Source organism: Couchioplanes azureus (assembly GCF_014648355.1).
GTDB lineage: Bacteria > Actinomycetota > Actinomycetes > Mycobacteriales > Micromonosporaceae > Actinoplanes > Actinoplanes azureus.
Window position 1 is genome coordinate 162,218 of sequence record NZ_BMQY01000004.1, and the last position, 11,675, is coordinate 173,892.

At 75.4% G+C, this 11,675-nt stretch carries 11 protein-coding genes; 2 read left to right on the forward strand and 9 right to left on the reverse strand.

The genetic code is table 11. The annotated features are described in order from the left end of the window. Positions 1-25 precede the first annotated feature (25 nt). A complete protein-coding gene (locus IEY99_RS15870; RefSeq protein WP_189203914.1) occupies positions 26-1,273 on the reverse strand; it encodes a saccharopine dehydrogenase family protein in 1,248 nt (415 codons plus the stop codon). An 89-nt stretch (positions 1,274-1,362) separates the two neighbouring features. Continuing rightward, the gene (locus IEY99_RS15875) at positions 1,363-2,559 is read right to left on the reverse strand and encodes a hypothetical protein (protein WP_189203916.1); all 1,197 of its coding nucleotides are present in this window, start codon (positions 2,557-2,559) and stop codon (positions 1,363-1,365) included. Positions 2,560-2,732: 173 nt separating this feature from the next. Here IEY99_RS15875 and IEY99_RS15880 point away from each other — a divergent pair, with 173 nt between their 5' ends. Continuing rightward, positions 2,733-3,170 carry a CBS domain-containing protein gene (locus tag IEY99_RS15880; protein WP_189203918.1) on the forward strand — a complete coding sequence of 146 codons (438 nt, stop codon included), beginning with the start codon at positions 2,733-2,735 and terminating at the stop codon, positions 3,168-3,170. Positions 3,171-3,285: 115 nt separating this feature from the next. Further along, positions 3,286-4,335, forward strand: coding sequence for an aldo/keto reductase (locus tag IEY99_RS15885; RefSeq protein ID WP_189203919.1), 1,050 nt, complete (start codon positions 3,286-3,288; stop codon positions 4,333-4,335). Positions 4,336-4,338: 3 nt separating this feature from the next. Here the strand turns inward: IEY99_RS15885 and IEY99_RS15890 are convergent, their stop codons facing one another. From IEY99_RS15890 to IEY99_RS15920, 7 genes are all read right to left on the reverse strand, one after another. Then, on the reverse strand, positions 4,339-5,151 hold the full coding sequence (locus tag IEY99_RS15890; protein WP_189203922.1) for a hypothetical protein: 813 nt from the start codon (positions 5,149-5,151) through the stop codon (positions 4,339-4,341). 149 nt (positions 5,152-5,300) lie between these two features. Further along, positions 5,301-5,873 (reverse strand): GAF domain-containing protein, encoded by a 573-nt coding sequence (locus tag IEY99_RS15895; protein WP_189203924.1) that lies wholly within the window; start codon positions 5,871-5,873, stop codon positions 5,301-5,303. Between the two features lie 171 nt (positions 5,874-6,044). Further along, positions 6,045-7,130 carry a hypothetical protein gene (locus tag IEY99_RS15900; RefSeq protein ID WP_189203926.1) on the reverse strand — a complete coding sequence of 362 codons (1,086 nt, stop codon included), beginning with the start codon at positions 7,128-7,130 and terminating at the stop codon, positions 6,045-6,047. Next, positions 7,127-7,834, reverse strand: coding sequence for a TIGR03943 family putative permease subunit (locus IEY99_RS15905; RefSeq protein ID WP_189203928.1), 708 nt, complete (start codon positions 7,832-7,834; stop codon positions 7,127-7,129). The genes IEY99_RS15900 and IEY99_RS15905 overlap by 4 nt, the downstream gene beginning before the upstream one ends. Next, positions 7,831-8,820, reverse strand: coding sequence for a permease (locus IEY99_RS15910; protein WP_189204793.1), 990 nt, complete (start codon positions 8,818-8,820; stop codon positions 7,831-7,833). The genes IEY99_RS15905 and IEY99_RS15910 overlap by 4 nt, the downstream gene beginning before the upstream one ends. A 112-nt stretch (positions 8,821-8,932) precedes the next feature. Then, the gene (locus IEY99_RS15915) at positions 8,933-9,625 is read right to left on the reverse strand and encodes a GGDEF domain-containing protein (protein ID WP_189203930.1); all 693 of its coding nucleotides are present in this window, start codon (positions 9,623-9,625) and stop codon (positions 8,933-8,935) included. A gap of 35 nt (positions 9,626-9,660) precedes the next feature. Beyond that, a partial coding sequence (locus tag IEY99_RS15920; RefSeq protein WP_229798758.1) for a putative bifunctional diguanylate cyclase/phosphodiesterase occupies positions 9,661-11,675 on the reverse strand: 2,015 nt, incomplete at its 5' end.

The following is an 11,675-nucleotide window of genomic DNA, read 5'->3' on the forward strand; positions in this document are numbered from 1 at the left end:
CGTCCGGCGCCCTGCCTGGTGGTGCCTAGTTCTTGCCGGAGGGGTCCGGCAGGATCCGGGTGGTGATCTCGACACCGGCGGCGCGCAACCGTGCGGTGAGGGCGTCGCCGATGCCGGTCGCCGGGGTCAGGACGCCGCCACCGGACGCGGGCAGCGCGTTCCGGTCGCAGGCGAGGGCCAGCGCCGACTCGCCGAGCATCAGCGCCGTGGCGGCGTACCCGGGATCGCCCTGGGCGCGGAAGCGGGCCGCATAGCGGGCGCCGGTCGTGGTCCGGGTGTAGATGTCGATGGTGAAGTGGCCCGCGCGGCGGGACCGCTCGTCCGGCCCCTCGCCGGGCTTCGGCAGCACCCGGTCGAGCACGAACCGGGTCGGTGGCAGGGCCAGGCCGACGACCAGGGCGCCGATACCGACCTTCGCACCGGCCGCGAGCAGCGGGGACAGCGGCGAGGTGCCGGTGCTCATCGTCTCGCGGTAACGGAAGCTCCGGCCGTACGCGAACTGCCGCAACGCGTTGCTGCGCCGGACGATGCGGGTGTTGTAGGGCCCCATGAAGAACGGCGCGAGACTGCCCCGCAGCGTGGGATCGACGTCCGCGCCGCGCAGCGAGACGAGGTCGCCCTGCCGGCCGAGGTCGGGCTCGGCGGCCCGGTCGGGGCTCAGCGAGTACGGGCTGGTGGCGATCCGCCGCAGGTCGCGGTCCTTGCGCACGACGTCGATCTGGTGGCGCAACGAGTCGATGGTGCCGCCGCTGACGCCCCCGCGCATGCTGGTGACGACGAGGGTCGTGTCGGTCAGCTCCCCGGCGCCGTCGGCGGTGACCCGCTGGTGCAGGACGTGCACCCCCAGGTCGGACGGGATGGAGTCGAAGCCGCAGGAGTGGACGATCCGGGCGCCGGTGGAGCGGGCCAGGTCGTGGTTCTCGTCGATGCTGCGCCGGACGAAGAGGACCTCGCCGGTCAGGTCGGTGTAGTCGGTGCCGGCGGCGGCGCAGGCGTGGGCGAGGGAGCGGCCGTACTTCGCGTAGGGCCCGACCGTCGTGACCACCACGCGGGTGGACGCGGCGAGCCGGGCCAACGCCTCGCTGTCGGCGGCGTCGGCGACGACGAGCGGCCACTCGACGCGCAGCCGGCGCCGCACGGCCTCCAGCCGCGGCTCGGACCGGCCCGCCAGGGCGATGCGGGTGCCGGCGGGGGCGTGGGCGGCCAGGTACTCGGCGACGAGCACGCCCACGAACCCGGTGGCCCCGTAGACGACGATGTCATGTTCCCTCATGGCCGTCGATTCTCCGTCATGGCGGCCGGATGCGCGCCGCCGAGCGCCGGTCGGCCGTCCAGGCCGGCGTCGGTCGCCTGGCAGAGCGGTCAGCGGTCGGCGTCGGTGCGCGGGCCGGTGGGCACCGACAGGTCGATGCGCCAGCTGTGGCGGCCGTTGCTGTCGACCAGTTCGACGTGGCTGATCTCGACCGGCCGGCGGGGCAGGCCGCCACCGGCGGGCGCGGCCTCGTCGTGGGTGAGCGTGGTGACCTCGTCCCAGGCCGGCGGTGCCAGGCCCGGTGCGCCCGGGTACGACTCGGCCCATTCCGGCGGGAGGGCCCGCAGCGCCTCGCGGAGGCGGTCGCGGGCCGGGCCGGCGTCGCCGGGCGCCGGGTCGAGCGGGCAGAGGTGCCGGGCCAGGGCCGCCGTCAGACCGGCGTGGCGGCGGAGCGTCTCCGCGCACGCCGGCAGCGTGGCGACATGATGCGCGGCGCCCTCCTCGCCGCAGAAGAGAACGAGCCGGCCGAGGAAGCCCAGGGCGGGTTCGTCCCCGCGTAGCCGCAGCGGCTGCGCGACCATGCTCCAGCCGTGTTCGCGCAGCTCCGCCGCCACGGTGCGACGGCCGGCCTCGTCCTGCGGGGCGGCGAGAAGGCCGGCGACGGCGCGCCGGACCGGCTCGCGGGCGAGCACCTCGGCGAGGGCGGATCGCGGTGGCGGACCGGGGCGGGCCAGGAAACGGTTGATCCACACCTGCCGGTCACCCTTGCGGGGCGCCGGGACGCCGGCGTGCCGGATGCGGCCCCGCACCGCCGTCAGCAGGGCCTCGCGCCGTCCCTCGCGGTCGAGGCGTGCCACGTCCCAGCCGTCGCCGAGGTCGAGGTCGCCGGGCGCCGGACCGAACGGGTCACCCGCCAGGACGACACGGGGTGCGGCCACCGCGGGGGAGCCGGCCGATCCGTCCACCTCGGCGCCGATGTCGGCGATCGGGCGGATCGGCGAGCGCAGGAGCTGCTCCCGCACCGCGGGCAGCTCCCGGTCGGTGACGGCGGCCAGGAAGAACGGCCAGAGCAGGAACGGTACGGGCCCGCCCGTGACGATCCGGTGCCATTCGGGCGCGGAGTCCTGGAACGCGCCGGAAGCGACCGCCTCGGGGGAGATCCGCTCGGAGCGCCAGAACTCGTCCGTGCCGAGGCCGGTGGCGGGGTCGGTCACCGTACGGTGCAGCAGCAGCCAGCCGGCGGCGGACCCGTGCGGCAGCCAGACGAATCTCGTCGTGACGGTCCTCGACCCGCTGTCCCGGCTCATCCGGCCTCCTGGAGGGTGCGACTCACCGCAAGCAACTTAGCGCCGGAGCGCGGTGCCGTCACCGGTCGTCCGGGATCGGTCTTTTCCGATCTTCACCAGCGAAGACCTCGGCCGGAGCGGTCCCGCGCTCTAGGGTGGGTAGGGACGGAACTTCCGCAGACCCGGGAGGATAGATGCGCATCAGCGACATTCTGCGTGACAAGGGCGACCGAGTCGTCACTGTGACGCCCGACCTCACCGTCCAGGACCTGCTCGCCACCCTCGCCGAACACCGGATCGGCGCCGCGGTCGTGTCCGCCGACGGCGTGGCCGTCGAGGGCATCGTCAGTGAGCGTGACATCGTCCGGAGCCTCGCCAGACGCGGTGCCGTCGTGCTCTCGGAGCCGGTGTCGGCCATCCACACGACCCAGGTCCGCACGGTGGAGCCCGAGGCGGACGTCGCCGACGTCGAGCGGCTCATGACCGAGCACCGGTTCCGGCACGTGCCGGTCGTGGCCGGCGGGCGGCTGGCGGGCATCGTCAGCATCGGCGACGTGGTGAAGAAGCGCATCACCGAGCTGGAGGTCCAGACCACCGCCCTCAGCGGCTACATCACCGGCGAGCGCGTCTGACGGCCCGGCCCGGCCGCCCCTCCCGGCGAGCCGGGCACCCCGCCGCCGGCGCGGCGGCATCGTCGCCGCGCGCGAGAACGTGCGCCGGCCGGCCGCGGTGCATAGGTTGAGGTCTATGGAATATCGCCAGCTCGGCCGGTCCGGCCTCAGAGTCTCCGTCCTGACCATGGGCACCATGACCTTCGGCGGCAGGGGCGGTTTCGCCGCCGTCGGGTCCACCGATGTCGCCGAGGCGCGGCGGCAGGTCGACCGGTGTCTCGACGCCGGGGTCAACCTGGTCGACACCGCCGACGTCTACTCCGCGGGGCTGTCGGAGGAGATCGTCGGCGAGGTGCTGCAGGGCCGCCGCGACGACGTGCTCGTCGCCACGAAGGTGCGCATGCCGATGGGGCCGGGTCCCAACGACGCCGGCCTGTCGCGGCATCACGTGGTCGCCGGGTGTGAGGCGAGCCTGCGCCGGCTGCGGACCGATCACATCGACCTCTACCAGGTGCACGAGTGGGACGGCCGGACCCCGGTCGAGGAGACGCTCGAGGCGCTCGACCTGCTGGTGCGCCAGGGCAAGGTGCGCTACGTCGGCGCCTCGAACTACGCCGGCTGGCAGCTGATGAAGGCGCTCGGCACCGCGGACCGCACCGGTGCCCCGCGCTTCGTGAGCCAGCAGATCTACTACTCGCTGCAGGCCCGCGACGCCGAGTACGAACTCATCCCGGCCGCCGTCGACCAGGGCCTGGGCGTGCTGGTCTGGAGTCCGCTCGCCGGTGGCCTGCTGTCCGGCAAGTACCGGCGGGGCGAGCGGCCGCCGCCCGGTTTCCGGCAGCTCACCGACTGGGACGAGCCCCCGGTGTACGACCGGGAGCGGCTCTACGACACCGTCGAGGTGCTCGTCTCCATCGGCCGCGAGCACGGCGTCTCGGCGGCGCAGGTGGCACTGGCCTACCTGCTGGGCAGGCCCGCGGTGACCTCGCTGGTCATCGGGGCGCGGACCGGCGAGCAGCTCGCCGACAACCTGGCCGCCGCGGACCTGACGCTCGGGGCCGAGGAACGGTCCCGCCTGGACGAGGTGAGCGCGCCGCCGCTGCTGTACCCGTACTGGCATCAGGCGAAGACGGCCCGCGACCGGCTCTCTCCGGCCGACCTCACCCTGCTCGGCCCGCACCTCTGACGGTCAGAGAGCGCCGAGCAGCGCCTCGACCCGGGCCGCGGCGTCGCGGTCGATCGCCCGCAGGGCGTTGTCGTCGAGCTGGTGATCGGTACGCATCCGCGCGGCGAGCAGCGCCACGGGATCGTGGTCCGGGCCGGGTGGGCGCAGCCCGAGCAGCCCCGGACCGGCGGCGGCCCGCAGCCCGGCGATCTCGGCCGTCACCGCGCCGGCGACCGCCTCGACGTCGCCGGCGTCGGCGGACAGGACCGGCACGATCGGCGAGCCGCCGGGTGCCCCGAGCCGGTCGCCGCGGCAGAACAGCACCGGCAGTCCGGTCGCCGCCGCGGGGAGCGGGCCGGCGCACAGCCCGGCGAGAAGCCCGGCGAGGCGCCCGGCGACGCGGCCGGTCCCGGGGACGCACACCGCGACGATGCGCCGCCGGCCGCCGCGGGCCCGGGCCCGTGCGACCTCGACCGCCTCGGCGGGGCTCTGCGCCGCGATGACGTCGCCGCCGAAGAGCCGGGCCGCGGCACCGACGGCACGCCAGAGGCCGTCGTCCGCGCCGGGCCACGTGCCTTCGCCCGGTCGCGTGTCCCCGCCGGACCACGTGTCCCCGCCGGGTTGCGTGTCCCCGCCCGGTCGCGTGTCCCCGCCTGGACGGTCGCCGTCGCCGAGCGTGACCAGGGCGTCCTGCGGGCCGAGGGTGCACACCAGGCCGACCGCGACGGCCTCGTCGCCCGGCCGGATCGAACGGCTCTGCTCCAGCCGCCGGAGGAGAAGCATGCGATGCAGCAGATCGGTGCGCCGGGCGGCGGTCGCCGCCGCGTGGTGGCTCATGGCCACTCCTCCCGCCGGCCCGTCCCGCGGCGGGCCACAGCAGCATTCTCCGCCTCCCCGCCGCGCCGGGCCAGACCCGCCGCCGCGGCCCGTCGCCGGAGCCGTCGCCGGAGCCGTCGCCGGGGGTCCCGGCCCGGCCCGCGACGCCGTCAGCGACCGGCGTCCTGGGCGGCGTAGCGATGGCCCAGCGGCGGCATCGGGCGGACGATCCCGATCGCCTGCCGATACGCCATCACCAGGGCGCAGATGTCCGCGACGGCCTGCAGGCACAGGCGTTCCCCGGCGGTGAAGACGTGCTCGCCGGCGTCGTGGATGACGCCGATCGCCCCCGCCGGCACGCCGCGGACCAGCACCGGCACGGCGGCGAACGCGCGTCCCCACAGGCCGCCGGCGGTCGGGTACCCGGCGGCGATCTCGGCCGCCGACGACAGCCAGACCGGCTGCTCGCGGGCGATCGCGTCGGTCAGCGGATAGCGCGGGCCCACCCGCAGGGCGCCGCAGCGGCTGATCCGCCCGCCGCCCTCGGCGACCATCGCCATGTCGAGCGTGGTCCGGTCCCGCAGGGTGCCGAGCACCGCGCTGCCGGCGCCGGTCGCCGCGATGGCCTGGCTCAGTCCGAGCTCCAGCACGTCCGCATCGGACGGTGCCGCGGCCGCGGCGCCCAGCAGCAGGTGCACCCGGGACAGTGCGTCGGTGCACCCGCTCTTCTCATCCGGGCTCATGTGGCGCATCCCTTCACGAAGCAGTGATCCGGCCCTACGCTGCATCCTGCCGGGCTGCCGGAGCATCGTTCTACGCCGTTCACCCGAATGATTGCCGTACGGCAAGTATTTGCGGGGACGGCTCGCCGCGGCCGGCCGACCGGCGTGCGGAGAATGGACGATCGGCCAGGGTCAGACGGTGCGCAGGTCCAGGGTGTGCCAGACCAGGGAGTCCTGGTCGCCGGTGGACCACCACAGCACCCCGTTGCGGGCGTACGCGGCACTGACGGCCGCCCCGACCTCGACCGTGCGCCGGTCGCGCAGGTCGTGCACGGTCAGCCCCTCGGTGCCGGTGAGGGCCGAGTTCGGGTTCGCCTCCGACAGGATCTCGAAGCGGTCCAGGAGGGCCACGTCGGGAATCGCCGCGGCCGCCGTGCCGTCGGCGATGCGCCGCCGGTCGCCGCCGTCCGGGCGCATGGCGTCGATGCGGGCCGGTCCCGCCGAGGTCAGCACCAGCACCCGGCACCAGGCCGGTCCGCAGGTCGCCAGCTCGGTGCCCGAGGAGGTGACCCGCCGCTCCTCGGGGGCGGTCAGCGAGCGCAGCCTCGTGGTGCCGGTCTGGTCGCCGCTGCCGTCGGTCAGCCAGGGCCAGGACGTCAGGGCCCAGGTGCCGGGCTCGCGGCGTACCGTGACCGACCCGCCGGCCAGCGGGACCGACCGGATCTCGGTGACGTCGGTCTCCTCGGCGGACGCGGCCCACCAGGCGCGGCCCTCGGCGATCACCACGTCCCACTGGGAGCCGAAGAAGAGCGGGTTGCCGGTGTCGCGGGTCAGGCGCCGCACCCCGGTGCCGGAGGTGGAGGCCGCCCAGAGCTCGGTGGGCCCGCCGCCGGCCGACTCGGTCCACACCAGATCGGTGCCCGAGACGGTCATCGTGGCGAACTCCGGGTGCGAGTCCAGCGGGCGCCGGCGCAGCTCCCGCGGCGTGCCGTCGGCCCCGCGCAGCACGAGCCGGACCGCGGTGCCGTCGGGGCTGGGTGCGGTGCCGGCGCTGGTGCGCGCGTCGAGGAAGAGCAGCGGCTGGTAGACCGGCCCGTCGGGCAGGTTGCCGGGGATCTCGGCCCGGGCGGCGCCCGGCCACGCCTGCGCCAGGCTCGTCCGGCCCGCGGGCGCGGGCTCGTCACCGCCCGGCGGGTACGCGACGAGCAGGCCGGCGGCCACCAGCGAGACCGCCAGCGCCATTCCGGCCGGGGCGCGCCACCGCCGGCCGCCGCTCATTCGTACTGCTGCTTCGGCGCGGCGATCTCCTGCCAGCTCTGCACCTGCAGGTACGGCACCTCGGCGCCGTTGACCGGGTCCTTGCCGACCCGCTCGGAGTACGCGCCGACGACCCGGATCCAGGTGTCCGGGGCGACGCCGGCGGGACCGTTGCCGGCCAGGCCCACCTTGATCGGGCGGCCGTCCGCGGCGCAGCAGGACAGGACCATGCGGGCCAGCATGGGCTCGCCGTCCGGGCCCGGGGTGACGAAGCCGGTGAGCCGCAGCGTCCGGCCGGTGAGGCTGCGCCCCTGGTCGAACACCGCCCGGGACGCGTAGTCCAGCAGGCCCACGTCGACCGGCTCGCCGGCCGGCAGCGGCGGATAGTCCGACGCGGAGCCCTGCGCGGCCAGCACGCTGCCGGCCTGAGCGGCGGCGTACGAGCCCAGCGCGGGCGGCGCCACGAGCAGCAGGCCGAGCACGGGCAGGATCAGCAGCCAGCCGACCCGCGGCTCGTGGTGGTGGTGCTCCTCGGCTGGCGTCCGGCGCGGGCGCAGCTCGTACCAGAGCGTCATGACACCCGCGGCGACCAGCAGCAGACCCGCGCCGATGAGGAAGGGCCGCAGGCCCTCCTTGACGTAGCGCAGGTAGAGGTCGCCGAGGCTGGCCTTGAGGACCGCCCCGCCGAAGAGCAGCATCACCACGGCCTGGGCCTGCCGGTTCACAGCAGCACCACCCCCGCGAGCGAGCCGGCGAGGACCGCGACGGCGAACGTCACCGGGGCGAAGCGCGCGGCGAAGCGGCGGCCGAAGACGCCGGTCTGCATGCTGATCAGCTTGAGGTCGACCATCGGGCCGACCACGAGGAACACCAGCCGCGAGGTCAGCGAGAACTGCGACAGCGAGGCCGCCACGAACGCATCGGCCTCGCTGCAGATCGACAGCAGCACGGCGAGGACGGCCAGGGCGAGTACGGACAGCAGCGGGTCGTCCGCCAGGGTGGTGAGCCAGGACTCCGGCACCGCCACGTTGATCGTGGCGGCGGCCGCGGCGCCGAGGACCAGGAACCCGCCCGCGTGCATCACGTCGTGGCGGGCGGCCGCCCAGAAGGCGTTGCCCCGGCTCATGCCCTCCAGGTCCGGGCGGTGCGGCAGCTTGATCCATTCCGCCTTGCCCAGGCGCAGCCACAGCCAGCCCATGGTCACGGCCACGACCAGGCTGGCGCCCCCGCGGGCGACGACCATCTCGGGGTTGCCGGGGAAGGCGACCGCCGTGGCGGTCAGGACGATGGGGTTGATCGCCGGCGCGGCGAGCAGGAACGCCAGCGCCGCCGCCGGGGTCACGCCCCGGCGGATCAGCGAGCCGGCGATCGGCACGCTGCCGCACTCGCAGCCGGGCAGCACCACGCCGGCCAGCCCGGCGGCCGGCACGGCCAGCGCGGGGTGCCGGGGCAGCGCCCGGGCCCAGAACGAGCGGGGCACGAACACGGCGATGACCGCGGACAGTGCCACGCCGAAGACCAGGAAGGGCACGGCCTGCACCAGCACGGAGACGAAGACCGTCGTCCAGGTCTGCAACCGCGCGTCGGAGACCAGCGCGGCCAGCGGGCCGCGGAAGACGACCAGCAGCACCAGCAGGACCGCGAGGACCTCGACCGAGCCGAACCGGCGCCCGGGCTCCGGCGGCGCGGCCGCCGCCTGCGCGTCGTGGATCTCGTCGGTTGCTGTCACGGGAGGTGCTCCGGGTCGCGGTCGGGTGCGGGCCGCGACCCACCCTACCGGGTCACGCGCCCGTTCCGGCTGCCGCGATCGGGTGGTGTCTCACCTATGCCGAGCTGCGCATGTGCGCATCCGGCCCGGCCCCGGCACCGGCGGCGACGATCCGGTTGCGCCCGCCCGCCTTCGCGGCGTAGAGCGCGGCGTCGGCCCGCGCGACCAGCTCGTCCGGGGTCTCCGCGCCGTCCCAGAGGGCGACGCCCGCCGAGAACGTCTGGCCCAGCGGGGTCGCGGCCAGCGCCCGGCCGACCGCCGCCCGCGCCTTGTCGAGATCCGCGCCGGGCAGCAGCACGGCGAACTCCTCGCCGCCGTCGCGCGCGAGGGTGTCCACCCGGCGCAGCGCGCCGTGCCAGGCCGCGCCGGCCGCCTTGAGGAAGCGGTCGCCGGCGGCCGGCCCGTGCTCCTCGTTGAACCGCCGGAACCGGTCGAGGTCCAGGACGGCGATGCACACCGGCGTGCCCTCGCGCCGCGCGTGCTCCAGGGCACGGGGCAGTTCCTCGTTCCAGGCCCGGCGGTTCGGCAGGCCGGTGAGCTCGTCGGTGCGGGCCAGCTCGCGGATCTGCCGGGACTGCCCGGCGACCCGCCGGGAGAGCCGGGCCGTCCGGACCACCAGCAGGGCGAGCAGCGTCAGGGTGGCGGCCTGCCAGGCGACCGTCCACCTCGGGTCGTCCGGCAGCAGCCGCAGTCCGGCGATCGCCGCCGCCGTGGCGGCCGCGACCACCATCCAGCCTCGTCCCCGCATGGAACCACCTCTCGCGAGTCGTGGGGCCCGCCCGGTCACGCGGCCACCACCGCCCCGGTCAGCGCCGGGATCTCCGGCGCCCACACCGGACGGGAGAACAGGTAGCCCTGGCCGTACGGGCAGCCCATGCCGGCCAGGACGGCCCGCTGCTCGGCGTCCTCGATGCCCTCGGCCACCACCGCCAGGTGCAGGTTGCGGGCCAGCGTCACGATCGCGTCGACCAGCGCCCGCTGCTGCTCGCTGTCGATGATGTCGTCGATGAACGACTTGTCGATCTTCAGCACGTCGACCGGGATCTGCCGCAGGTAGCTCAGCGACGAGTAGCCGGTGCCGAAGTCGTCGATCGCGACGCGCACGCCGAGCGCGCGCAGCTCCGCCAGATCGGCGCAGACCTGCTCGGCGTCGCGCAGCACCAGGCTCTCGGTGATCTCGAGCTGCAGCCATCCCGGCTGGGCCCCGGCCGCGGCCAGGGCGTCGCGGACCTGGTCGACGAAGCCGGGCTGGCGGAACTGGCGCGCCGACACGTTCACGCTGACGTAGCGCGGCGCCCGCCCGGGGCTCTCGGTCTGCCACTGCGCCAGCTGGCGCAGGGACTCGCGCAGCACCCAGGCGCCGAGCCCGACGATCGCGCCGCTCTCCTCCGCCAGCTCGATGAAGTGGCACGGCCCCAGCAGCCCCCGCTCCGGGTGCTGCCACCGCACCAGCGACTCGACGCCCACGACGTCGCGGCCGTCCAGGTCCACGATGGGCTGGTACTGCAGCACGAACTGCCCCGCCTCGACCGCCTCGTGCAGCGCGGTGCGCAGCGCCAGCCGCTCGACCATCGCGGTGTGCAGCTCGCTGCGGTAGCGCTGCCAGGTCGCCTTGCCCGCGCCCTTGGCCAGGTAGAGCGCCAGGTCGGCGTGGCGCAGCAGTCCGGTCGGGCTGTCCGCGTCGGTGCTGGTGGCGACGCCGATGCTGGCCGCGCCGCTGACGATGTGGCTGCCGCCGAGGCCGTCGCTGATCTCGATCGGCGCGCTGAGCGCGGCGACGATGCGCGCCGCGACGTCCTCGGCGGCGCCGGCGTCCGGGGCCGGGGCGACCAGGATCGCGAACTCGTCGCCACCCATCCGGGCCGCGGTGTCGCGCGCGCCGATGGCGGCCGCGATGCGCTGCCCGACGGCGACCAGCAGCTGGTCGCCCACGGCGTGCCCGAACGAGTCGTTGACCTCCTTGAAGTCGTCGAGGTCGACGAAGAGCACGCCGAGCTCGCCGCCGTCGCAGGCGGCGGCGGTGAACGCCTGTTCGAGCCGGTCGCGGAAGAGCACGCGGTTGGCCAGGCCGGTGAGCCCGTCGTGGAACGCCTGGTGGGCCAGGTCGTTCTCGAGGCGGCGGCGCTCGGTCACGTCCCGGACGGTCAGCACCAGCCCGCGTACGGTCGGATCGTCGCGCAGGTCGCGGGCGGTGCACTCGACCTGCAGCAGCCGGCGGTCGGCGCACACGGCGGTGAGGTCCGTGCCGTCGTTGTGCCCGGCCCGGGCGTGTTCGAGCAGGGCGGCGAGGGCGTCGTGGTGGGTGTCCGCGATGAGCCGGGACAGCGGGGTGTCCACCAGGTCGGGGCGGCCCAGGACGGTGCCGGCGGCCGGGCTCGCGTACCGGATGCGGTCGTCGTCGCCGACGATCAGGATCACGTCGGAGGCGCTCTGGATCAGCGTCCGGAAGTAGGCCTCGCCGTCGCGGCGGCTGATCTCGGCGGCCAGGGCGATGCGGTCCACGACCATGCCGACCTGGGCGAGCAGGGCCTGCATCGCCGGGCGTACGGCGCGCAGCGTGCCGACCCGCGCGGCGAGCTGCACGGTGCTGCGCCGCGCCGGCGTGCCCGGCACGACGATCGCCGCCTGCAGCGCGCACGGGAAGCCGGCGGCGGCCGGGTCGCTGGCGACCAGCGTGACCTCCAGGTCCAGCGTGTCGTCCTCGCCGAGCGGCGTGGGCTCGCCGGTGAGCAGCGTGTAGGGCTCGTCCGGCGGCAGGATGGTGGCGATCGCGGTACGCACGGCCGCGAGCACGTCGT